Here is a 25,302-nt window from a genome sequence, read left to right as displayed (position 1 = left end):
GTGACTAGAAGAAATCCCGCTGTTTGCGGGATTTTTATACTTTAGAAATCAAATTTTATTTTAGATTACTCCGCCATCCATCACCCAACAACTGATTTAAAGGTTGCTCATCAAAGGTCATTGGAATCGCGCCTCCACCCTGTTGGATATGATTCAATGCTTTGTCCCGATCAATCCCTAAAGGCTCCAACATTCTAAAAATGCCTGAACTCGGATCATTCGACTGTAAGCCTGCTGCAACAGACAAAACATACTGCTGCTGTAAAGGTGATAAATGACTCATATCAGGCACTGGGGTTTTTGGTTGAAAATTCAGTACAGGTGAACTTTGCTCTAAAGCAGCATTTTGAATATCCTGCTCTTTTTTGATCACTTGATGTTGCAAAGATTGACGCACCTTTTGATCTTCTTGAAAAGGTGTAACAGTCGTCACAACTTCATCACGTAAATCATCGTCCGCCATCAATTGAATTGAAGGCAGGCTTGCAACATCTTCAGCATGAGTCAAACTCATCAGCAAGGCTGAGATCACACCGAACATCAAACATAATTTAGAATTAGTCATAAGTAAGACTCTGACATGCATCGTTCAAATTGAGCATCAAGAAACAAGAATAACTAAACAAATAGAGCCATTCTTTAATTAAACTACACCAATTTATTTACGTATTCATCAGCACTCAGATAAATGGTTTCAAGTGTTTTTTAAAAGTTTTGCTAAGCAACTGAATTTCAAGACTCGGTCTGATTTTACAAATATGGACTTCAAAGCTTAACTTCAATTCATTATAAAAATAGAAAACTCATACATATCCATCAGCCATGAAAACTAAAATAAAAAACAGCCTACTCGTTATATTTTTATGTCTCACATCACTCTGGGCAATTTTATTCATTTGGACACATCAGCCTGTTAATGCCATTTTCACTTATGCACTGATCTTGTTTTGGGTTGGGCTTGCCATCATTACAGGGATATTCCATTTCAAGCAACACAGCTATAAGCCCTATTTCACATGGGCGTATTTGATTATTTTTTTGATTACTATTATTAGCTTTTTTTCCTTAGAACCACGCAATGATCGCGTTTGGCAGGATGAAACCGACAAAATTATTCAATTCCAATTCAAAGATGGCAAAGTGGAATTACAGAATGTCAGAAATTTTATTTGGCACAGTGATAAAGACTACGTGACGCGATGGGAAACACGACAATACGATTTAGAAAAGTTAGATCGTATAGATTTAGTGGTATCTCATTTTATGCAAGGTCCTATTGCGCATGTTTTTATTACATTTGGTTTTGATGATGGCGAACATCTCGCATTTTCTTTAGAAGTTCGTCAGGAAAAGGATGAAGGTTTCTCCACCATTGGCGGTTTTTTTCGGCAGTATGAATTAGCACTGGTCGTAGGTGATGAAAATGATTTGATTTATACACGCTCAAATATTCGCGAAGAAGATGTCTATATTTATCCAATTCAAATGAATCAAACCGAAATTCAGATGTTGTTTTTAGAATTCCTGAACAAAGCCAACCGGCTGAATCATACCCCAGTTTGGTATAACACCTATATCAGCAATTGTACGACCATCTTGTTTGATTTATTAGAACATGCAGTAGGACAAATTCCACGAGATTATCGCGTGACCTTACCAGGCTTAATTCCAAACTATTTATATGACAAAAAAGTCCTCGATAATGGTATTACTTTAAATCAATGGAAAGAAAAAGCACATATTAATCCTAAAATTGAGCATGTTCATGATGTACATTTACTTTCAAGTAAAGCCTTTTCTGCCTTACTCCGTGAGTAAAGCATGCGTCCATTTTTTATAACCACGCTGAAAGAAACAACCAAGAAAGTTTGTTTATTGCGTTTCTTCCTGAACAGCAGGCTCTGAACTTGGACTTTGATTCACTGTTTGTGCTTCAATCACTTCGGCATTTTGATTTTTTAACTGATCAATTTCGCGTTGTAATTGATTTAATTCGCGATATAACTCGTTAAAGCGATTCACACTGAGATCACTTTTAAATAGGATCATTTCGTTACGGCGTTGCCAGTCATGATTCTTCAAAAACTCAAACATTTCTTCAGCTTTTTTTGTGATCTTAAGTTCTAAAGCAAACAAAGCTTGATCATTATTATGCTGTCGGCTGAATTTTAACTTTTCTTTCATTGGCTCACGCAAGTCTGCTTTCATCTCCAAAGCATCAAGCGCTTGTAAAGCTGTCGCATAAATTTGTTGGTCACGCGTTTGATATTCAGATTGAATTTTTTTCACTTGGACAAACATCTTTTCGGTGTCTTGATATTTATTCTTTTTATCTAATTCTAGGCGACGAACGTTCAGAAACTCATCCCACTTGGCTTGATCTAACTCACGTAAATACATATTTCGTGATTCAATATTGTCTACCCAATACTTCAAAATAAATTCAGAAAGTACTTTATAGTCACCATCCAAACGCTCATCTTCAACTTTAAAATTCAGAGGGGTTTTCCAATCCTTCGCTTGAACATAAAGCTGCTCAATTTTTTCCGTCATCACCAAATCAAATTGTTGACGTTGCACTTCATCATTTTTCTCATTTTGCGCGTAGGCACAATAACCAAATAATAAGGTCACCATGACGATAACCACCGCTAAAATTCCGCGCATCTCAAACTCCTATCCTTTTTTTGTTTGAGTAATGAATCACTTGCGAACAATGACAAGCACATGATGTGTATTGTATAGCATATTTTTTAAGCAGAAATAGGAATGAATTTAGTGGATATTGCTGTGATTTTGTCGATTTATTCGTGATTCTGTGATCAAGTTTCAATAATTTATTACGCAAAATTCATATTTTCGACAGAAATATATCGGATTGAAACTCTGCGTTTCAGATTTAGACCTTTAATTTTGTTGTCATTGCCCACACTATAGATTCATAAATGATGATTAGAGATTTTTTATGCGTGTAGATGTGTGGTCAGATGTAGTATGCCCTTTCTGCTATATCGGAAAAAAACGTTTAGAAGCAGCTGCTGCTGCAACTGGTGTAGAACTTGAAGTCCATTGGCACAGTTTTCAGCTAGATCCTGATGCACCGCCACGTCAAGAAGTCTCAAATAGCGAACGTTTAGCATTAAAATATGGGCGTACTGTCGCTGAAGTTGAAGAAATGCAACGCAATATTGCGGAAATGGCAAAAACAGAAGGCATCGAGTTCAATTGGGAAAATGCCAACTCAGGAAATACATTCAACGCCCATCGAATAATTCATCATGCACAAAGCTTAGGATTGGGTTCGGAAGCAAAAGAAGCCTTTTTTTATAGCTATATGACCCAAGGTTTAGCCATTGGTGAGCGTGAAACCCTCGAAGATGTTGCTTCGCGCATTGGTTTGAATCCAGTTGAAGTGGATGATATTTTGGATTCTGATCAATATGCCGATTTTGTCCAATTTGATGAAGAACTTGCACGTGATCAATTAAAAGTGACTGGCGTACCATTTTTTGTATTCGATCAGCGTGTGGCTTTGGCTGGTGCTCAACCGACTCAAGTCTTCCAAGATGTGATCAACAAAGTATTAACGACTGCCAATGAACAAACAGATCAACCCACTGTTGAAGATGCAGAAACTTGTACTGATGAACATTGTGACGTGCCACCAAGCAAATCATAAAACATCTTCGAGAACCTAAATACTGGCTTAAGGTTGCATGACTTAAGCCATATTTAGACTGTTATAAAAATAGAATTCAGCGTTGCATAAACAAGCCTATTCAAGTGAATCGGAACTGAATATACTTCATGTATAGATTCACTGCATGACTCTATACATGGTAAATTTTTATAGACCTCTTTCCCCAAGGAGGTCTTTTTTTATCTATAAAACAATTATTTAATAAAATTATTTGAGTTTTAAGTCTTCTCATTATCTGTTCCAATTTTAAATCACTTTAAATTCATTGTTGTTTATTGTGAATTTTGTTGAACAATTCATTAGAATAGATCAAACATTGATTTTTAATAATATCACGATGCTTAAGCCCATTTTTAATTTTATAAATAAATTCAGCGGCTTAACAATGAAAATGACTTAGAGCGAATATGAAAAGAATCATGCAGCAGTTCAAACCGTCAACCTTAAGTCTTGTCTTAAGTTGTAGCTTTTTAAGTACTTTCGTGTATAGCCAAGATCAGCAAGATGACTTGACTGATCCTTATCAAACAGATGAAATCAGTGTCAGTAACGAATTCCCTACTTTAGACTATCCTTTAGAATTTCAACAAAAAGATTGGCCAACATCGGATGAAAATAGCTTAGGTTGGATTAACTACGTTCCTCGCATGGTTGATGCAACGCCGACACTATTCCCAGAACAATCCAATAAAAAAATATACGCTCCGACCCAAGCGACTGAAGATTTATCATGGATTGACCGACGTCAAAAATCGATTCGCCACTGGGCAGACCGAACCGCTCAGCGAATCGATGGTTGGTTTGGTGAAGGTTATGAAGATGAAACCGCCAAAGCAACGCTACGTGTAATCTTTGATAATAAATGGAATAAGTATGATGATTACGAATTCAAGCCACGTATACGCGGTAAAATCGACTTACCAACCTTAGAGCGTAAATTAAGTTTAGTCTTTGGTGATGATTCACTGGATAATGAAATTGACAACAATATTGCCATTACCAATGAAAATCCCGCTGCTGATCCCGACAAAAATGTCGACACTAAGCGAATCCGTGAAGATAACAGTTCGATCGCATTACGTTGGTCACAACTATCTGATAAGTTACCTTTCGATTTAGATGCTGACTTAGGTATTCGATCTGGAGATGACATTTATGCCCGCTTGAAGGCAAAAAAAGATTGGACTCTCGGGAATGATTTTTCCTTTCATGCTGAACAAATCTATCGTTATGGTATAGATAGTGAAAATTATCTAAGAACCAATTTGGAACTCACCCACGCACGTCCAAATGAAGCGTTTATTTCAAATCAGCTTTATCTAACTTATGCAGATGAGCAGGATGATGATTGGACTTGGGATAATCGTACCTATCGCCAACATCAGTTTTTCCATGATAACCGCTTTAACTACGGTATGTATGTGGGTGGTTATTACAATAACGATGATTTACGTATGAACAGTTGGGGACCTTTTGTTTCGTGGCGCCAACCCTTATTCCGCGAATGGTTCTTTGTTCAAGGTGACCTTAACTATTTTAATGATAAGCGTGAAGATCGATCACACTATCCTCGTGCTTTAGTTCGTCTTGAAGCTAGATTTTAGCGCTCGATAATAGTCATAAAAAAATCCCATCACTGATGGGATTTTTTTGGATCTTAGATTCTCAAATGACAGGCTTTTGAATCACGATACGATCATTACGTGTAATACGTGTTTTTTTAGTAGACGCTTCAGCTTCAGTTTTAGGTAAAACATAGCTGACGCGATCTGTGCGTGCGATACGTTTACTATCCACAAAAGGATTAATATCAAACTGTGGAATTTGATGCTTCACCACGGTTACACGATCATTTCGAACAATTTTTTTCACATCATGTTCTGCATAAGTGACATTAGTTAAGCTCAGACAAAACATGCTAAATGCGAGCATCATTGAAGTTTTCATAGAATATTCCCAATATTTAATGATCGTTATTATAGATTAATTATTATTTTTTGATATGTTTTACAAATCGAAACTTGGACGTATTTTTTTATCATCAACATCAAAAAAATTTATCTAGTTTAACCCAAAGCTTAAATAGCTCATTTTGCATCCTACGACGGCGCTGCATTAAAAAAGCCTATCCGAAGATAGGCTTTCGATCACAATTTAAAATATGCGCTTATTTCAATAATAAGCTGTTAATGCGTTTTAAATATGCAGCTGGATCTTCTGGTAAACCACCTTCCGCAATCATCGCTTGATCAAAAATCACATTTGCAAGATCGTCAAATTGTGCTGAACCATCCAACTTTTTCACCAATGGATGCTCAGGGTTAATCTCTAAAATTGGCTTGCTTTCTGGGACTGCTTGACCTGCCTGTTTTAACATGCGAATCAACTGTGGAGACAACTCGCCTTCACCCGTCACCAGACACGCTGGAGAATCAACCAAACGAGTGGTTACGCGCACTTCTTTGGTTTTGTCTTTTAATGACTCAGACAGCTTTTCAACCACAGGTTTAAACTGCTCAGCCGCCGCTTCTAATGCTTTTTTCTCTTCAGCATCCTGTAAATCACCTAAGTCTACAGCACCTTTTGCGACATTCTGCATTGGTGTCCCGTCAAACTCATGAACAAATTCCATTGCCCATTCATCTACACGTTCAGTCATTAGCAGAACATCGATGCCTTTTTTCTTGAATAACTCAAGTTGTGGCGAGTTTTTAGCAGCCGCTAAGCTTTCCGCCGTTACATAATAAATCGCCTTTTGACCTTCTTTCATTGCTGCTTTGTAGTCAGCCAATGAAGTGGTCACCTCATCATTGTTTGAAGTTGCAAAGCGTAGAAGCTTCAAAATTCGATCACGATTGGTGAAATCTTCACCCAAACCTTCTTTTAAGACAGATCCAAACTCAGCATAAAACTTCTTAAATTTCTCTTGATCTGCTTCATCTTCAGATTTAGCTAAAGTGTCTAAAGTTGTTAAGATTCGACGTGTGTTGCCTTCACGGATGGTTTTAACATCTCGACTTTCTTGAAGTAACTCACGACTCACATTTAACGGTAAGTCTGCGCTATCCACAACACCTTGTACGAAACGTAAATAGTTCGGGATGAGATTATCTGCATCATCCATGATGAAGACACGTTTCACATAGAGCTTGATACCTGCTTTCGCTTCACGTGAGAAAATGTTGTGCGGTGCTTTACTTGGGATATACAGTAATTGCGTATATTCGGTACTCCCTTCTACACGGTTATGCGCCCAAGTAATCGGTGCTTCAAAGTCGTGACTTAAGTTTTTATAAAACTCAATATACTGTTCTTCAGTAATGTCATTCTTACTACGTGTCCACAATGCGCTGGCAGAATTGATCGCCTCCCATTCACCCGTTTTGACATACTGGCCTGGTTTGGCTTCTTCTCCCTCAGCCGCTTCTTCTTGTTGCCATACCTCTTTTTCCATTTGAATTGGTAAACTGATATGGTCTGAATATTTATTGATAATTTGCTTTACTTTATAACTTTGCAAATAATCTAATGCGTCTTCACGCAAGTGTAGAATAATATCTGTACCGCGACCTTCTTTTGTAATTTGCTCAACTTCAAATTCGCCTGTACCACCACTGATCCAACGTACACCTTCTGAAGCTTCAGCCCCTGCACGACGTGATTCAACTGTGATTTTATCAGCGACAATAAAGCCAGAATAAAAACCGACACCAAACTGACCAATTAACTGTGCATCTGACTTTTGATCACCGGTTAATTTAGACATAAAGTCTTTAGTACCAGATTTAGCAATCGTACCCAAATTATCAATAGCTTCTTGTTGGCTTAAACCAATACCGTTGTCTGAAATGGTGATGGTTTTATTATCTTTATCCAATTGTACGCGTACACGTAAATCTGGATCATTTTCATAGTATTCAGGATGATTAATCCCTTCAAAACGTAATTTATCACATGCGTCTGAAGCGTTTGAAATTAGCTCACGAAGGAAAATTTCTGGATTTGAATAAAGTGAATGCGTCACTAAATGTAAAAGCTGAGCAACTTCCGCTTGGAAACTATGTTTTTGTGTATTCTGCTCGCTCATAAACTACTCCTTAAACACATCAAAACAATTTTTTTGAATGCTTAATGAATGGTGTAGCTTCTAATTTTTTCAATGGTCAAAATTAAATTTTTTTAAAAAGGACCTTGTTTGTAAATTCGATCAAGATGTATTTCTAGTTTTTGCTGACGCATTTGATAGACATGATTTAAGCATTGCAAATTTGCTTGGCATTGATCACGTAATTCCAGCCATTTGACTTGTTCATTCTGAATGATTGATCGCATTCCCATCGGTACTAAACGACGTAGAATTTGATAAGTGGCAGCCATTTTAACATCTGCATCATTCAAGATAAGATGTTCACAAACAGCTTTCTCAGTTTCGGACTGTGCCTTTTTGCAATCAAAACTCGCTGCAAATGCTGGAACACTTGCACATGCAGCCAGCACAATGATGAGTTTTATGAATTGGTTCTTCATGCATACTACTCGGTTATGAGCCTTCTAGATTATTGAAAAAAATTGTTTTTTTATATGGTATTTTCTACCTGTTATAGTACAACACATAAAAAAAGCCCTATTGATTAATAGGGCTAGGCGCAACTTTATTTTTAGAATTTGTAGCTGTAACCAATGCTATAGATGACTGGATCTATGTCTAGCTTGAACTTTGTTGTTCCATCTACATTCACTTCAGGATTCAAATCTGCATAACGCACGTCAGCGAATACACCCCAGTTTTTTGCATCAGCTGGTTGGAAATTGAAACCTAACTGCGCTGCATAACCAAAATCTTCTTTTACACTTTGAACGCCTTGCTCATCCCAAGCAATAAATGCTGTTGCACCAAGACCAATATAAGGTGTAAATCCCGAACTATTTTTAAAATGATATTTCGCAGTCAGAGTTGGTGGTAAATGTTTAATCGTCACTGCATCAGCACCATTAATCAAAACATCATGGCGAACTGGTGTGGCTAATAATAGTTCAGCAGAAATTTGATCATTAAAGAAATACTCCACCGAAGGGGTAAAAGCAAATTCATCATCGGCTTCCACTTTAGCTCCTCCTAGAGCAGCCACAGTGGTATCTTGCGTTGGAGAAATTGCAGATGCACCTACCTTAAGTTGCCATTCTCCTGCCAGTGCATTTGCTGACATCCCAACTAAAACAATCAGTGCAATTTTATTTAACATTATTATAACCTCTGGAAGATCGATATAAATAAACTACTATTTAAGTATAATAAACATGCCAAAAATTAATATGCAACTCCCAAAAATTAAATAAAATACGTTTTATTTATAAATACCTGTTTATAATGATAATTTATTTTAAATCATACTAATTTAGTCAATTATAAAACCATCAATTATTTTAAATAACCTATTAATCATATTATTTTACTCGGAATTTTTTTATTTAATCCTACTATTTTAATCTGACTTAAAATAAAAAAGGCGATTATATTAATCGCCTTTTATTCAATCATTTTTTAAATGTAGTTATAGGACCATTGCCGCGATCCAACCAAAAATCATCAATGGAATATTGAAATGAATAAATGTCGGAATCACACTGTCTTTCATATGATCATGTTGACCATCCATATTCAAGCCTGATGTTGGTCCTAAAGTCGAGTCTGAAGCTGGAGAGCCTGCATCACCTAGAGCTGCAGCAGTACCTATGAGCGCAATTGTTGCTGCTGGACTAAAACCAAACTGAATACATAATGGGACATAAATGATTGCAAGAATTGGCACTGTGGAGAATGATGATCCTATACCTAGTGTAATTAACAATCCGATGAGTAACATCCAGAATGCTGCCCAACCTTGACTATCACCAATCCATGCGACTGAAGCCTCAACTAGCGTTGGAACCTGACCAGTAGCGCCGATCACGGCTGCAAAACCTTGTGCTGCGATCATAATAAAACCCACCAGTGCCATCATACGCATACCAGTAATGATGACATCGTCAGCTTCTTTCCACTTGAAAATACCTGCACAGCTTAGGATCGCCACGCCGACTAAACCAGCTAAAATCATCGAATCAGAATACAATTGCACTGCAAGCGTTGCTAAAACAGCACCCCCCGCCATATAAATCGTAAATTTAGAAACCTCCGGTCTCGCAGAACCTTCTTGAACACCCATTTCACCCGAAATGCTTTGTGGTTGTTCTTCGACATGAATGTCACGATATTCTCGTGGTTTACGATAGCTATAAAACACTGCGATTAATAAACCTACGAACATCCCAAACACAGGAATCGCCATCGCAGAAGGGATTTGATCATAATCAATTTGGAAGCCAAGTGGTTCACCAAAAGTATTGATGTTTTGACCTAAAATATCATTTAGGAAAATTGCACCAAAACCGACTGGGATCAACATATAAGTTGCACATAAACCAAATGTGAGTAGACATGCAACCAATCGTCGATCAAGCTTTAAATGGTTGAATACCATCAATAATGGTGGAATCAATACAGGAATAAAAGCAATATGCACGGGAATTACGTTTTGAGAACAAACAGCCGCTATAGCAACTGTTGCAAAGATGGCATATTTGACACGATTTTGTATTTTAAGATTAGCCTCACCTTTAAGTGAATTAATCATTTTATATGCTAGAAGATCTGGCAAACCTGAACGAGCCAAAGTTAAGGCAAATGCACCAAGTACACCATAAGCTAAAGCAATCTGGGCACCCTTGCCCAAACCACCATTAAACGCTTCCATAGTGCCTTGTAAACCAAGACCAGCCAATAGGCCTCCTGTTACAGCACCAATGATCAGTGCAAATACCACAGGCACACGAGCCAAAGAGAGGCCAAACATGACCCCAATGGCAGCAAGAATTGCAAACATAAGAAATAGGAATCAGACAAAAAAACTATTTTATCAGAATTTGTTTGTAATAAATCTGCTCATCAGGGGTTGATACCTTCACTCGTCAGATTCTATTCGCCTTGCGCATTTTTTTTTGCAAATTGTTTAATATACGATGCGATCTCTTGGGCACGACTTAAAACAGCCCAATGATTCGCATCTAGCTCAACACGTTCAAAACCTGTCGCCCATTTTGGAATTTCGTCAATCAACTCTGGACTTACATATTTATCGCGTTTTAAGACTACCGCTTGAACGGGGCAAATCGCATGACGTTGACGAGGCATCATTAGACGTGGAATAAAGTTTGCCCGATACAGTGCCACACCATACTCACCATCCTTAGAGATATTTTGGTTTACAGGTAAGCCTTTTGTATCTTCAAGAATTTCAAATATTTTGCCCCAGCGATCTGGATTGAGAAAATTCCACATCGTCGGTGCAACTACGGGTAGCTGAAATAGTACGATGTACCAAGACTTAATCAATTGCTTAAAGAACTTTGGTTTTTGATGTTTGAATTGTTCACGCATCCAATAAGCAGCATGGTCCAAGCATGGTCCAGATATAGTGGTATATGAAAGAATACGACCTTTAAATTTAGATTCTGTTACGGATTCCCATGTTTGAATTGAGCCCCAATCGTGTGCTGCCACATGAAAGTTTCGATTTGGCAACAGATGATTTACCACACTCTCCAAATCCAAAGACAGTTGAGCTAATGCATAAGCGCGAATCTTTTTCGGTACGCTCGATTGACCAGCGCCACGCACATCATAAGTTACAACAAAATAATCTTCGATTAAATTCGAAATGATTGGTTCCCATACTTCTTGATTGTCTGGATAACCATGCACAAGCACCAATGCCGGCTTATTCCGATCTCCCCATGTTTTAGCATAGAGTTTTTGTTGATCTGTCGTGTTAATCCAATGCGATTCAAATTGCATAATATGCTCAACCTTTTTTGTTATTGATTGACCGTTTTCTTGGTCTACGATGATTTTCGATCAATGCCAGAATATTTTTTGTACTTTAGTATGCTAACTAATGAAATAAAAATAATTGACCTAAATGAGTATTTTGAAAAAGCTAACGACAATTCCGTTAATCTCCAAGTATATGTTTAATAGCTTTGCACCCTTTCAAGGCGCAGGCATTACTATCGATAAAATCGACTTAAAAAATCATCATATTCGTGTAAAAATGCCACTTACACGAAAAAATAAAAATATTGTGGGTGTCCACTTTGGCGGTAGCCTTTATTCTATGGTTGACCCATTCTATATGACATTACTCATGTATCACTTAGGTGATAAATATATTGTTTGGGATAAGGCTGCAAGCATCGATTTTTTAACTCCTGGTCGTAGCACTGTTTATGCAGATATCCGCATTGATTCCAGTGAAATACAACTCATCAAAGAGCTCGCTAGCAATCATGCTCCTGTTTACCGTAACTATACTGTGAATATTATGGATGAATCAGGCTTACGGATCGCAGAAGTTCACAAAACTGTGTATATCCGTCGCAAGAAGGCAAAAGCCACACGTTTCCGTTAATAAAAAAAGCGCTCTATGAGCGCTTTTTTTTATCACTTTAGCAAATTAACGATTATTTTGTTCTATCGCTTTTGCTCTATCGCTGCTCCTGCACCGCCGCCAATTGCACCACCAATTGCAGCGCCAGAGTTACCACCAAAAATACTTTTACCGACTGCAGACCCGATTGCACCGCCTACACCACTATAAGTGGCATTACGATCTGAGCCCCCTTGAGCTTTACTACCTATAGCGGCCCCTGCACCACCACCAAGCGTTGCACCAACACCACCACCAACATTATTACCAACACCACCACCAAGTGCGCCACCTGCAGCAGCTGCACCAATACGCTGTTGATTCGGCGTCATGCTTTCACAACCTGCAAGTAGCATTGTAGATACGGTTGCCATCGCCATGACAGCTGTTAACTTTTTCATCTTGATGTCCCTCTTTGTCTATTTATATAAGCATATCGCGATCTAGAGAATAAAATTTTCAATTTCTGTTACAAGACAACGCGAAAATGATGCTATTTGTAAAGAGTTTTTTTCAAAATAGATATTTAGCCTCAAATTCACATTATCAAACTCAATAAAAAAAGGCACCCGTAGGTGCCTTCTTAATTCAGTTTAGATTAAAACTGATCTTCATTTAATGCTTGTGAGAACGCTTGGTCAACTTCAGAGAAGTCATTAACCAATTCGTGTTCAGCAGCTTCTGCTTCTTGACGACGACGCTCTAAGTGGTAAGCCAAACCTGTACCCGCTGGGATCAAGCGACCAACAACCACGTTTTCTTTTAGACCGCGTAAATCATCTTCTTTACCTGTTACAGCAGCTTCAGTTAACACACGTGTTGTTTCCTGGAACGATGCAGCAGAAATGAACGAGTCAGTAGAAAGTGAAGCTTTCGTGATACCCATCAATTGACGTTCAAACTTCGCAGGGAACTTGTTCTGAGCAAGTACTGCTTGGTTTTCTTGGACAACACGGATGTAATCCACTTGCTCGCCTTTGATGAAGCTTGTATCACCACCATCGATGATCTCAACTTTACGCAACATTTGACGTACGATGACTTCAATGTGCTTATCGTTGATTTTTACACCTTGGAGACGATATACGTCTTGAACTTCATTCACGATGTAGTTTGTCAACGCCACTTCACCTTTCAAACGTAAGATGTCATGTGGATTTTGCGGACCATCAGAAATCGTTTCACCACGGTTAACATGCTCACCTTCAAACACGTTAATCGTACGCCACTTAGGAATTAACTCTTCGTAAATCTCTGAGCCATCATCCGGTGTGATCACAAGACGATTCTTACCTTTAGTTTCTTTACCAAAGCTTACAACACCTGAAACTTCTGCAAGGATCGCATGTTCTTTCGGCTTACGCGCTTCAAACAAGTCAGCTACGCGTGGAAGACCACCGGTAATATCACGAGTACGTGAAGTTTCTTGAGGTACACGACCAATTACATCACCCACACCAATTGTTTCGCCATCACGGACAGTCACAATTGTATTTTGTGGTAAGAAGTAGAACTGTTCACCACCATCAACTGTATCTAATACAATCGCTGGACGTAAGTCTTTACCAGAAGCTGGACGAGACGTTACAGGTAAAATTTCAACTGTCGTCATACCAGTTGCATCATCTGTTTTCGATGTTGCAGTCACGCCATCAGCGATTTGGCTGAAACGTGCTTTACCAGCAACTTCTGTTACCAATGGATGCGTATGCGGATCCCAAGTCGCTACAATACCGCCAGCTTCTACCGCACCACCATCTTTAATCAAGATTGAGGCACCGTAAGGAAGTTTATAACGCTCACGCTCACGACCGATGTCATCAGTGATACCAATCTCACCAGAACGAGATACAGACACTAAGTGACCTTTAGCGTGTTGCACTGTCTTCACATTATGGAAACGGACAAAGCCTGCATTACGTACTTGAACACTGTTCGCAGCAGAAGTTCGGCTCGCAGCACCACCCACGTGGAATGTACGCATGGTTAACTGTGTACCTGGCTCACCAATTGATTGAGCAGCCATTACACCCACTGATTCACCTGGATTCACCAAGTGACCACGTGCAAGGTCACGACCATAACATTTCGCACATACACCAAAAGTAGATGCACAGTTTACTACTGAACGCACTTTAACTTCATCGACACCTTGCTCTTCTAGGTAGTTTGCAAGTTTCTCATCGATGAGTGTATTACGTGGCAGTACTACTTCATCAGAACCTGGTCGCTTCGCATCTTCAGCTAATACACGACCAAGCACACGAGTACCTAAGTTCTCGATAACATCACCACCTTGAATGAATGGCGTCATTACGAGACCGTCAAAAGTACCGCAATCTGGCTCAGTAATCACTAAGTCTTGCGCTACGTCTACAAGACGACGTGTCAAGTAACCCGAGTTCGCTGTCTTCAATGCTGTATCGGCCAAACCTTTACGCGCACCGTGTGTTGAAATGAAGTACTGAAGTACGGTCAAACCTTCACGGAAGTTCGCTTTAATTGGTGTCTCAATAATCGAGCCATCCGGTTTTGCCATCAAACCACGCATACCTGCAAGCTGACGAATCTGTGCTGCACTACCACGGGCACCAGAGTCAGACATCATGTAGATGGAGTTGAATGATTTTTGTTTCTCATCTTCGCCCTGTTTGTTCTTAACAGTCGTGTAAGACAAGTTATCCATCATCGCTTTCGCGACTTGGTCGTTTGTACGTGCCCAAATATCGACAACTTTGTTATAACGTTCACCGGCAGTTACGAAACCTTGTTCGAACTGTTGCTCAATTTCACGAACTTCAACTTCAGCTTTCTCGATGATTGAATACTTCGCAGGTGGAATCACCATGTCTTCCATACCAACAGACACGCCTGAACGTGTTGCTTGACGGAAACCGAGGTACATCAATTGGTCAGCAAAAATAACAGTATCTTTCAAACCAAGCTTACGGTAGCAAGAGTTGATCAATTTAGAGATGTTCTTTTTGGTCATCTCAACGTTGATTTGCTCGAAGCTTAAACCTTCTGGCACAACTTCCCAAAGTAAACAACGGCCTGGCGTTGTATCAACGATAATCGTTTGTTGCTCACGCTCACCATTTTCATTGATCACAGTTTGATGTACACGAGCTTTAACGCGAGCATGTAAATCAACTTGACCTGTTGCAAGCGCACGGTTTACTTCGTGAGTATCCGCGAACACCATGCCTTCACCTTTGGCATTGATTGCATCACGCGTGATGTAATACAAGCCTAAGACAACGTCTTGCGATGGAACGATGATTGGTTCACCGTTTGCTGGAGACAAGATGTTGTTCGTTGACATCATTAACGCACGAGCTTCTAATTGAGCTTCAAGTGTTAATGGAACGTGTACCGCCATTTGGTCACCATCGAAGTCGGCGTTGAACGCAGCACATACGAGTGGGTGTAGACGGATCGCTTTACCTTCGATCAATACAGGTTCAAATGCTTGAAGACCTAAACGGTGAAGTGTTGGCGCACGGTTCAACATCACTGGATGTTGACGAATCACAGATGCAAGAACGTCCCAAACTTCTGGAGTCTCACGCTCAACCATTTTCTTCGCAGCTTTAATGGTAGTTGCTTGGCCAGACGCTTGTAATTTCGCGAAAATAAACGGCTTGAATAACTCAAGTGCCATTTTCTTAGGAAGACCACATTGGTGAAGACGTAAAGTAGGACCTACAGTAATTACCGAACGACCAGAATAGTCAACACGCTTACCAAGTAAGTTCTGACGGAAACGACCTTGTTTACCTTTGATCATGTCTGCCAAAGATTTAAGAGGACGTTTGTTCGAACCAGTAATTGCACGACCACGACGACCGTTATCTAACAATGCATCTACAGACTCTTGTAACATACGTTTTTCGTTACGTACGATGATATCTGGAGCAGCTAGATCAAGAAGACGCTTTAAACGGTTGTTACGGTTAATCACACGACGATAAAGATCGTTCAAATCAGATGTCGCGAAACGACCACCTTCAAGTGGTACAAGCGGACGAAGATCTGGTGGAAGTACTGGAAGTACAGTCAAAACCATCCATTCTGGTTTGTTATTCGACTCTTTGAACGCTTCCATTAACTTCAAACGCTTAGATGCTTTCTTAAGCTTCGTTTCAGAAGTTGTATTTGGAATTTCTTCACGTAAACGAGAAATCTCAGCTTCAAGATCGATGTCTTTCAACAAATCTTGAACTGCTTCAGCACCCATTTTCGCAGTGAATTCATCACCGTGCTCTTCTAATGCTGTGAAGTATTCTTCGTCATTCAGAAGTTGGTATTTCTCAAATGGCGTCATACCAGGATCTGTTACAACGTAAGATTCGAAATACAATACACGTTCGATATCACGTAGCGTCATGTCTAAAAGAAGACCGATACGGCTAGGCAGTGATTTTAAGAACCAAATGTGTGCAACTGGTGAAGCAAGCTCAATGTGACCCATACGCTCACGACGAACTTTCGCAGTTGTTACTTCAACGCCACATTTTTCACAAATGACGCCTTTGTATTTCATACGCTTGTATTTACCACACAAGCATTCGTAATCTTTTACTGGACCAAAAATTTTGGCACAGAATAAACCATCACGTTCAGGTTTGAACGTACGATAGTTAATTGTCTCTGGCTTTTTAACTTCACCATGAGACCATGACTTAATCATTTCTGGTGACGCAAGACCAATACGGATGCGATCAAACTCTACAGGAGCATGACCGTCTGAATCCGTCTTTTTGCGCATGATATCGAGCAAGTCTTTCAATTTTTTTCTCCGTGTGTTGTGGAGATTTTCACTTCACAACTGGGTCACAAATATTGTTTTTTAACTGAATTGGTAATCTCCCCTAACCCCTCTTTTTTAAAGAGGGGTTAGTCTCCCCCTTATCAAAGGGGGATTGAGGGGGATTTAGTCACCATTTTTCAGTTCAATGTTGATACCTAAAGAACGGATCTCTTTGGTCAATACGTTGAACGATTCAGGCATACCTGGGTCCATATAATGGTTACCATCTACAATGTTCTTATAGATACGGGTACGACCCTCAACGTCATCCGACTTCACAGTCAGCATTTCTTGAAGCGTATAAGCTGCGCCATATGCTTCGAGTGCCCAGACCTCCATCTCACCGAAACGCTGACCACCGAATTGTGCTTTACCACCAAGCGGCTGTTGCGTTACAAGCGAGTAAGAACCTGTAGAACGCGCATGCATCTTGTCATCAACCAAGTGGTTCAATTTCAACATGTACATGTAACCTACAGTTACAGGACGGTCAAAACGTTCACCAGTACGGCCATCATACAGTACTGTCTGACCAGTACGTGAAAGACCAGATAGTTCTAATAACTCTTTGATTTGACCTTCTTCGGCACCGTCAAATACTGGTGTTGCAAGTGGAACACCTTTACGGAGGTTGCCTGAAAGTGCCAAGATTTCATCATCAGTTAAGCTATCAAGATCTTCTTGCTCGCCACCAACTTTGTTGTAAATCTTGTCTAAGAATTCACGAAGTTCAAGTACAGTACGTTGTTCTTTCAACATTTGATCGATCTTGTCACCAAGACCTTTCGCAGCCATACCCAAGTGAGTTTCAAGAATCTGACCCACGTTCATACGTGAAGGTACACCTAGTGGGTTCAATACGATATCTACTGGAACACCATTCGCATCATGTGGCATGTCTTCAACTGGCAAGATGTTTGATACAACACCTTTGTTACCATGACGACCCGCCATCTTATCACCAGGCTGAATACGACGTTTTACTGCTAGGTAAACTTTAACAACTTTCAATACGCCAGTTGTTAACTCATCACCTGTAGAAAGCTTGCGTTTTTTCTCAGCGAATTTCTCATCGATTTCAAGACTCTTCTCTTTCAAGAATACTTGAATTTGAGTTAAACGCTCCGCGATGCCTTCATCTACTGGTTGGATATCAAGTAGATCAACAAGTTCTAGATTTGAAAGAACTTCATCAGTTAACTTATCGCCACGTTTTGTTGTACCGCCGCCATTAGACTCTTGACCATTCAACAAACGTACAACGCGCTCACGTGCAGCTTCTTCGAAGATTTTGTATTCTTCTTTCAAATCTTTACGGTATGCATCAAGTTGAGCTTTTTCAATCGCTTGAGCACGTTCGTCTTTCTCGATACCATCACGAGTAAACACTTGAACGTCGATGACTGTACCCTTCGTACCAGATGGAACACGAAGTGAAGAGTCTTTCACATCAGCTGCTTTTTCACCAAAGATTGCACGAAGCAATTTTTCTTCAGGAGTCAACTGCGTTTCGCCCTTAGGTGTTACTTTACCAACTAAAATGTCACCAGCAGTTACTTCAGCACCGATATAGACAATACCTGATTCATCAAGCTTAGAAAGTGCAGCCTCGCCTACGTTCGGAATATCAGCAGTAATTTCTTCAGAACCAAGTTTAGTATCACGCGCAACACAAGAGAGTTCTTGAATGTGAATAGACGTCAAACGATCTTCTTGAAGAACACGCTCAGATAATAAGATCGAGTCTTCGTAGTTATAACCGTTCCAAGTCATGAACGCGACACGCATGTTTTGACCAAGAGCCAATTCACCGCCATCAGTTGATGGACCATCAGCAAGTACATCACCACGACCAACTTTGTCGCCTAGGTTCACAAGCACTTTTTGGTTAATACATGTGTTTTGGTTTGAACGTGTGTATTTAATCAAGTTGTAGATATCTACACCTGCTTCACCCGCAACCATTTCATCTTCATTCACACGAATAACGACACGAGATGCATCTACGTATTCAATACGCCCGCCACGTTTCGCGATCACACACACGCCTGAATCATGCGCCACGTTCGCTTCCATACCTGTACCAACAAGAGGCTTGTCAGCAATCAGCGTAGGAACAGCCTGACGTTGCATGTTTGAACCCATCAATGCACGGTTCGCATCATCGTGTTCAAGGAATGGAATCAGTGACGCAGCCACAGAAACAACCTGCTGAGCAGATACGTCCATGTGCGTTACTTTTTCTGGCGGCATACGTACGAAGTCACCTTGGTGACGAACAGATACGAATTCTTCTGTTAAGTTGCCATCTTTATCCAATTGAGAATCGGCCTGTGCAATCACAGTACCTACTTCTTCAATTGCAGATAAATATTCAACTTCATCCGTTACACGACCATCAACAACTTTACGATATGGAGTTTCTAAGAAACCAAAGCTATTCGCTTTCGCATATACAGATAATGAGTTGATCAAACCAATGTTTGGACCTTCAGGCGTTTCAATTGGACAAACACGACCGTAGTGAGTCTGATGTACGTCACGTACTTCAAAGCCCGCACGTTCACGTGTTAAACCACCTGGACCTAATGCTGATACACGACGTTTGTGTGTAATTTCAGACAATGGGTTGTTTTGATCCATGAACTGAGATAACTGGCTTGAACCAAAGAATTCTTTGATTGCAGCCGCTACTGGTTTTGCATTGATCAAGTCTTGTGGAGACAAATTATCTGTCTCTGCTTGTGATAAACGCTCTTTCACAGCACGTTCAACACGAACTAGACCAACACGGAATTGGTTTTCAGTCATTTCGCCAACAGAACGTACGCGACGGTTACCTAGGTGGTCGATATCATCGACTTCACCTTTACCGTTACGGATTTCAACCAGCGTTTTTAATACGTCAATGATGTCATCGTTTGAAAGAATACCTTCAACTTCACGTGACTTCTGATCTGTACCCACTTCGTAAGGACGACCCAAACGACGGTTGAACTTCATACGACCAACTGGTGATAAGTCATAACGTTCAGAAGAGAAGAACAAGTTATTGAATAAGTTTTCTGCAGCTTCTTTCGTTGGTGGCTCACCTGGACGCATTACCTTGTAAATTTCTACAAGCGCTTCTTCACGACCAGAAGTCGTATCAGCACGTAATGAATCAGCTACGAATGAACCGCGATCGATGTCATTGGTATAAAGTACGTTAAATTGCTTAACGCCGCCTTCAGCGATTTTAACCATCACTTCATGGCTAAGAACCGTGTTTGCAGCAATCACATCACCATTGTGTAATGTAATATCTTCAGCAGTAATACGCTCATATAAATATTCATCAGGTACTGGAAGTTTAGTTAAGCCTGCAGCTTCCATTTGACGAACATGACGCGCATTAATACGTTTACCTTGCTCAACGATTGTCTTACCGTCATTGTCTGTGATATCAAATTGTGCCATCTCGCCACGCAGACGCTCTGGAACCAAGTCAATTTGATAGCTGCCCATGTCTAGATATACAGGAACCTTTTCATAGAACATGTCTAGAATTTGTTCGTTTGTATAGTTCAAGGCACGAAGAATCACAGTCGCAAGTAACTTACGACGACGGTCAATACGAACGTATACTAAATCTTTAGCATCAAACTCAAAGTCTAACCATGAACCACGGTAAGGAATGATACGTGCTGAATAAAGCACCTTACCACTTGAATGCGTCTTACCCTTGTCATGATCAAAGAACACACCAGGTGAACGATGTAATTGAGATACGATTACACGCTCAGTACCATTGATCACGAACGTACCATTCTGTGTCATAAGTGGCATTTCACCCATGTACACTTCTTGTTCACGTACGTCTTTAATTGATTTCGTTTCGCGATCTTTAATGATCAAACGAATTTTTACGCGCATTGGTGCCGCATAAGTTGAGCCACGAAGAATACATTCGCGAACGTCAAACTCTGGTTTACCAAGGCTATACTCAACGAATTCTAAAGCAGCATTCCCAGAATAACTTTCAATTGGAAAAACTGAACGAAATGCGGCTTGGAGACCGATATCTTCGCGGTTTTTTGGTGTTTTGCCATCTTGAAGGAACGTTCTGTACGAGTCGACTTGAATCGCGAGCAGGTACGGAGCATCCATCACTTGGGGCAATTTACCAAAATTCTTACGGATCCGTTTCTTTTCGGTATATGAGTATGCCATCTGGAGTCCTCGGAAAGTAAACTAAACCCGCCTGCAGAACGGGTCTAGAAGGAATTACGCAGGTCGATATGACCACCACTTTGTTCAAATGCTGCAATGTTCAGTGGTATTAAAACGCTTAACAATATTTTTAAACATGGAAAAATATTGGTAAGCGTTTGATTTTATTCAATTATAGTTAGTATTGATGATTTTTACACCAAGTTAACAAAAATCGAGCCGATAATTGTAACGCAAAAAGGCTGATGACCCAAGAGCCATCAGCCAATTTTTGGGGTCAAATTAATATTGACCCCATGGCGAAATTACTTAACAGTAACTTGAGCACCAGCTTCTTCAAGTTTCTTCTTAAGTTCTTCAGCTTCTTCTTTAGAAACACCTTCTTTAAGAAGAGCTGGAGCGCCTTCAACTAAATCTTTAGCTTCTTTAAGACCAAGACCAGTTGCTTCACGAACTGCTTTAATTACAGCAACTTTGTTAGCACCGAAAGAAGTCAACTCTACGTTGAATTCAGTTTGTTCTTCAGCAGCAGCAGCGCCAGCACCTGGAGCAGCAGCTACAGCTACAGCAGCAGCAGATACATTGAATTTCTCTTCAAAAGCAGAGATAAGTTCAACAAGTTCAAGAACAGTTTTTTCAGCAACTGCGTTTAAGATTTCTTCGTTAGTTAAAGCCATGAGAATAACTCCAAATGGATATTGAATGGTGTGGAAATTGATTTATTAAGCTTAAGCAGCTTCTGACTCGTTTTTCTCTTTGAGCGCAGTAATAAGGCGACCCAATTTCGAAATAGGAGCTTGAAGAACATTTGCAAGCATAGTAAGCGCTTTTTCTTGGTTCGGAAGGTTCGCGATTACGCTAACTTCAGCACCTTGATAAACCTTGCCATCGAATGCAGCAGCTTTAAGTTCAAATGCTTTATTAGTTTTAGCAAATTCTTCAAACAAACGAGCAGCTGCGCCCATGTCGTCTTCAGAAGTCGAGAAAGCTAAAATTGTTGGGCCAACAAGGTTGTCGTTCAAGATATCGAACTGAGTATCTTGAAGAGCACGTTTAGCTAAAGTATTACGCACGATACGTGTAGTAACACCTAGTTTACGAGCTTCAACACGAAGAGCAGTTAATTGCTCAACAGTTAAACCTTGGTAGTCAGCAACAACAGCAGTGAAAGCAGTAGAAGCAACAGCGTTAACTTCAGCTACGATCTGTTTTTTGTCTTCGATAAGAAGAGCCATTGTAAAACCTCCTAACGGTGATTTATGTACTCACGCGAAGTACACTCCCAGTTCGTTAACTCATCACTGAGTCAACACGCGGAGGATGAACTAAATCACACCACCGCGTCTACGCAGGCTGGAATATTAAGAGCGAAGCATAAAACTCCCCTCGCCTGAGGTCTTTGACGCTGATAAATTCTCATTTACCAATTCAAAGTTTGCCTAAGTTCGCAAGAAATCCAAAACCGGTATCTTGCGTAAGATTTGAAGCAGCGCTTCAAATCTTACTCAGGGCTTTAAAATTCTGTCTAAGTTAAACTTAGTTAGAAACGTTAGTTACATCAATAGTAAGACCAGGACCCATAGTTGAGCTTAAAGTGATCTTTTTGATATAAACACCTTTAGAAGTTGCAGGTTTTGCTTTCTTAAGGTCAGCTACAAGAGCTTCAACGTTTTGACGAACAGCTTCAGCAGTGAAACCTACTTGACCGATCGCAGCATGGATGATACCCGCTTTGTCTACACGGTAACGTGCTTGACCAGCTTTTGCATTTTTAACTGCAGTTGCTACGTCAGGAGTTACAGTACCCACTTTAGGGTTTGGCATTAAGCCACGTGGACCAAGGATTGTACCTAACTTACCTACAACGCGCATTGCATCTGGAGCAGCAATCACTACGTCAAAGTCAAGGTTACCCGCTTGAATGCTTTCAGCAAGGTCATCAAAACCAACTACGTCCGCGCCTTCAGCTTTAGCAGCTTCAGCAGCAGCGCCTTGAGCAAACACAGCTACACGTACAGTTTTACCAGTACCTGCAGGAAGTGTAGTCGCACCACGAACAACTTGGTCAGATTTACGAGGATCAACACCTAGATTTACAGCTACATCCAAAGATTCTTTGAATTTAGCAGCTGGAAGGCTAGAAAGTACTGCTACAGCTTCTTCCAAAGTATAAACTTTGTTCGCTTCTACAGCAGCTGCAATCGCTTTTTGACGTTTAGTTAATTTAGCCATGTCTTAAAGCTCCACTTCCAAGCCCATAGAACGTGCAGAACCAGCAATGGTACGTACACGCGCGTCTAAGTCAGCACCAGTTAAATCTGGTTCTTTAGTAGTCGCGATCTCTTCTAATTGAGCACGAGTCAACTTACCAACTTTAGTTTTGTTAGGTACAGCTGAACCCTTTTGGATACCAGCAGCTTTCTTAAGAAGAATAGCAGCAGGCGGAGTTTTCATGATAAATGTGAACGACTTGTCGTTGTACACAGTGATCACTACAGGAATCGGAAGACCAGCTTCAAGTTTTTGTGTAGCAGCATTGAATTCTTTACAGAATGCCATGATGTTTACACCACGTTGACCTAGTGCAGGACCGATTGGTGGAGATGGATTCGCTTTACCAGCTGGAACTTGCAGCTTGATATAGCCGTCAATCTTCTTAGCCATTTCAATTACCTCTGGGTACAAACGCCGATTAAGGCTCCCCAATATTTACAAGTAACGATACCGTTACAACAACAATGCCCGATTAATAAAATCGGGCGTTTTCAACCAATTCAGATTAAATTGTTTTTTCGACTTGGCGAAATTCCAATTCAACTTGAGTTGGTCGATTGAATACATTAATCGTCAACGTTAAGCGTGACTTTTCGTACTGAACTTCTTCCACCACACCTTTAAAGTCTGTGAATGGACCATCAGTAACCAATAATTCTTCACCTGGCTCGAACATTGTCTTAGGACGAGGTGCTTCGCCAGTATTGCGTACACGTGCAAGAATCGCGTCAGCTTCTTTTTGCGTAATTGGAGCAGGCTTTTCTGCCGTACCACCAATAAATCCGAGCACTTTTGGACATTCTTTAACAATGTGCCAAGTATCGTCATTCATTTCCATTTCAACTAACACATAGCCTGGAAAGAATTTACGCTCTGACTTACGTTTCTTACCATCCTTCATCTCTACCACTTCTTCAGTAGGAACAAGGACTTCACCAAAGCTATCGGCAACAGCGCTACGCTGGATTCGATCATTAAGCGAACGCATCACTTGTTTTTCATAACCTGAATAGGCATGAATAATGTACCAACGTTTCATAGCTCTTTTACCCGATAATAAACTTCATCAACCAACTAATAATGTAATCAAAACACCATAAACCAATAGCGGTGATTACAACAACAAGTAACACTTGCCATGATGCAGTTACTGTTTCTTGCTTTGTTGGCCAAATCACTCGACGCAGTTCAATGCGTGAGTCTTTCAACAAACGAACAAAGCCTTTGCCTTGATGGGTGGCGTATAATAAACCTAAAGCCACAACGATACAAGCCAAAATTACCCCAACACGCACCCAAATATTGTTTGCGGGAACCCAATATGCTGGAAGATGTTGATTTACCATAAGTGCACCAGCAAGTAATGCCAATGCAATAATCCATAAAATCACGTCAACTGGTGAACCAGATTTAACGACTTCAGCGGAATTGTTTCTTTGAGGAATTGGCGCGTCGCTTAATGCGTCACGCGATTTATCATTCGACATTTTTGTACTCGTCGTTGAATTCGCGACTTATTATATGACCAGTTTAGCCAGCATCAAGCTTTTTATCAAAAATAATTTGGCAGGCCAGGAGGGACTCGAACCCCCAACATTCGGTTTTGGAGACCGACGCTCTACCAATTGAACTACTGACCTATAACAAAACCGAGAATCGAAACTCTCGGTTTTCGTTTGTACTTCTATTATGCAGTTACTTTAGCAACAACACCAGCACCAACTGTACGACCACCTTCACGGATCGCAAAACGTAGACCTGGGTCCATTGCGATTGGG

Annotated in this window: 22 protein-coding genes and 1 tRNA gene; 4 read left to right on the top strand and 19 right to left on the bottom strand. The window is 40.3% G+C overall.

Going from position 1 to position 25,302, the window contains the following annotated elements:
• Positions 1–55: 55 nt before the first annotated feature.
• Positions 56–565, bottom strand: coding sequence for a hypothetical protein (locus AC1M9J_RS08790; RefSeq protein ID WP_481952167.1), 510 nt, complete (start codon positions 563–565; stop codon positions 56–58).
• Between the two features lie 257 nt (positions 566–822).
• On the opposite strand from AC1M9J_RS08790, the gene AC1M9J_RS08785 reads away from it, so the two are divergent.
• Positions 823–1,818 (top strand): Lnb N-terminal periplasmic domain-containing protein, encoded by a 996-nt coding sequence (locus AC1M9J_RS08785; RefSeq protein WP_481952166.1) that lies wholly within the window; start codon positions 823–825, stop codon positions 1,816–1,818.
• A gap of 54 nt (positions 1,819–1,872) precedes the next feature.
• Here AC1M9J_RS08785 and AC1M9J_RS08780 read toward each other — a convergent pair whose 3' ends face one another.
• Positions 1,873–2,667, bottom strand: a complete 795-nt coding sequence (locus AC1M9J_RS08780) for a hypothetical protein (RefSeq protein WP_481952165.1) — start codon at positions 2,665–2,667, stop codon at positions 1,873–1,875.
• Between the two features lie 298 nt (positions 2,668–2,965).
• Here AC1M9J_RS08780 and AC1M9J_RS08775 point away from each other — a divergent pair, with 298 nt between their 5' ends.
• Positions 2,966–3,679 carry a DsbA family oxidoreductase gene (locus tag AC1M9J_RS08775; protein ID WP_481952164.1) on the top strand — a complete coding sequence of 238 codons (714 nt, stop codon included), beginning with the start codon at positions 2,966–2,968 and terminating at the stop codon, positions 3,677–3,679.
• 428 nt (positions 3,680–4,107) lie between these two features.
• Positions 4,108–5,304: a hypothetical protein gene (locus tag AC1M9J_RS08770; protein WP_481952163.1), complete on the top strand. Its 1,197-nt coding sequence runs from the start codon at positions 4,108–4,110 to the stop codon at positions 5,302–5,304.
• A gap of 61 nt (positions 5,305–5,365) precedes the next feature.
• Here the strand turns inward: AC1M9J_RS08770 and AC1M9J_RS08765 are convergent, their stop codons facing one another.
• From AC1M9J_RS08765 to AC1M9J_RS08740, 6 genes are all read right to left on the bottom strand, one after another.
• Positions 5,366–5,647, bottom strand: a complete 282-nt coding sequence (locus AC1M9J_RS08765) for a hypothetical protein (protein ID WP_481952162.1) — start codon at positions 5,645–5,647, stop codon at positions 5,366–5,368.
• A gap of 220 nt (positions 5,648–5,867) precedes the next feature.
• Complete coding sequence (gene htpG, locus AC1M9J_RS08760; protein WP_180028982.1) at positions 5,868–7,787, bottom strand: molecular chaperone HtpG; 1,920 nt, start codon at positions 7,785–7,787, stop codon at positions 5,868–5,870.
• 92 nt (positions 7,788–7,879) lie between these two features.
• Positions 7,880–8,227, bottom strand: coding sequence for a lysozyme inhibitor LprI family protein (locus AC1M9J_RS08755; protein ID WP_481596148.1), 348 nt, complete (start codon positions 8,225–8,227; stop codon positions 7,880–7,882).
• 131 nt (positions 8,228–8,358) lie between these two features.
• Entirely contained in the window at positions 8,359–8,943 is a 585-nt protein-coding gene (locus tag AC1M9J_RS08750; RefSeq protein ID WP_481952161.1) for an OmpW/AlkL family protein, read from the bottom strand.
• Between the two features lie 309 nt (positions 8,944–9,252).
• The gene (locus AC1M9J_RS08745) at positions 9,253–10,623 is read right to left on the bottom strand and encodes a Na+/H+ antiporter family protein (protein ID WP_092766629.1); all 1,371 of its coding nucleotides are present in this window, start codon (positions 10,621–10,623) and stop codon (positions 9,253–9,255) included.
• Positions 10,624–10,715: 92 nt separating this feature from the next.
• Positions 10,716–11,594 carry an alpha/beta fold hydrolase gene (locus AC1M9J_RS08740; protein WP_180028978.1) on the bottom strand — a complete coding sequence of 293 codons (879 nt, stop codon included), beginning with the start codon at positions 11,592–11,594 and terminating at the stop codon, positions 10,716–10,718.
• Between the two features lie 124 nt (positions 11,595–11,718).
• Between AC1M9J_RS08740 and AC1M9J_RS08735 the strand changes: the two genes are divergently transcribed.
• Positions 11,719–12,207: a DUF4442 domain-containing protein gene (locus tag AC1M9J_RS08735; RefSeq protein WP_035265952.1), complete on the top strand. Its 489-nt coding sequence runs from the start codon at positions 11,719–11,721 to the stop codon at positions 12,205–12,207.
• A gap of 62 nt (positions 12,208–12,269) precedes the next feature.
• Here AC1M9J_RS08735 and AC1M9J_RS08730 read toward each other — a convergent pair whose 3' ends face one another.
• The 11 genes from AC1M9J_RS08730 to AC1M9J_RS08680 form a co-directional block, all read right to left on the bottom strand.
• Positions 12,270–12,626: a DNA transfer protein p32 gene (locus tag AC1M9J_RS08730; RefSeq protein WP_481592362.1), complete on the bottom strand. Its 357-nt coding sequence runs from the start codon at positions 12,624–12,626 to the stop codon at positions 12,270–12,272.
• Positions 12,627–12,823: 197 nt separating this feature from the next.
• Positions 12,824–17,017: a DNA-directed RNA polymerase subunit beta' gene (rpoC, locus tag AC1M9J_RS08725; protein ID WP_035265945.1), complete on the bottom strand. Its 4,194-nt coding sequence runs from the start codon at positions 17,015–17,017 to the stop codon at positions 12,824–12,826.
• Positions 17,018–17,161: 144 nt separating this feature from the next.
• A complete protein-coding gene (gene rpoB, locus AC1M9J_RS08720) occupies positions 17,162–21,250 on the bottom strand; it encodes a DNA-directed RNA polymerase subunit beta (RefSeq protein WP_481590119.1) in 4,089 nt (1,362 codons plus the stop codon).
• A gap of 305 nt (positions 21,251–21,555) precedes the next feature.
• Positions 21,556–21,927 carry a 50S ribosomal protein L7/L12 gene (gene rplL, locus AC1M9J_RS08715; protein ID WP_035265942.1) on the bottom strand — a complete coding sequence of 124 codons (372 nt, stop codon included), beginning with the start codon at positions 21,925–21,927 and terminating at the stop codon, positions 21,556–21,558.
• 51 nt (positions 21,928–21,978) lie between these two features.
• Positions 21,979–22,485: a 50S ribosomal protein L10 gene (gene rplJ, locus AC1M9J_RS08710; protein ID WP_035265941.1), complete on the bottom strand. Its 507-nt coding sequence runs from the start codon at positions 22,483–22,485 to the stop codon at positions 21,979–21,981.
• Positions 22,486–22,786: 301 nt separating this feature from the next.
• Complete coding sequence (rplA, locus tag AC1M9J_RS08705; protein WP_035265940.1) at positions 22,787–23,482, bottom strand: 50S ribosomal protein L1; 696 nt, start codon at positions 23,480–23,482, stop codon at positions 22,787–22,789.
• A gap of 3 nt (positions 23,483–23,485) precedes the next feature.
• Positions 23,486–23,914 carry a 50S ribosomal protein L11 gene (gene rplK, locus AC1M9J_RS08700; protein WP_004813566.1) on the bottom strand — a complete coding sequence of 143 codons (429 nt, stop codon included), beginning with the start codon at positions 23,912–23,914 and terminating at the stop codon, positions 23,486–23,488.
• Positions 23,915–24,029: 115 nt separating this feature from the next.
• A complete protein-coding gene (gene nusG, locus AC1M9J_RS08695) occupies positions 24,030–24,563 on the bottom strand; it encodes a transcription termination/antitermination protein NusG (RefSeq protein ID WP_035265938.1) in 534 nt (177 codons plus the stop codon).
• A 7-nt stretch (positions 24,564–24,570) separates the two neighbouring features.
• Positions 24,571–25,011 (bottom strand): preprotein translocase subunit SecE, encoded by a 441-nt coding sequence (secE, locus tag AC1M9J_RS08690; RefSeq protein WP_035265936.1) that lies wholly within the window; start codon positions 25,009–25,011, stop codon positions 24,571–24,573.
• A gap of 77 nt (positions 25,012–25,088) precedes the next feature.
• Positions 25,089–25,164 (bottom strand) — tRNA-Trp (locus AC1M9J_RS08685).
• A gap of 47 nt (positions 25,165–25,211) precedes the next feature.
• Positions 25,212–25,302 (bottom strand): EF-Tu C-terminal domain-related protein (locus AC1M9J_RS08680; protein WP_019509660.1); only part of this gene is annotated, 91 nt, incomplete at its 5' end.

It is taken from the genome of Acinetobacter sp. ANC_7588 (assembly GCF_056783995.1).
Note: the sequence above shows the minus strand (reverse complement) of the source record. Positions and strands in the feature narration are given on the sequence as shown.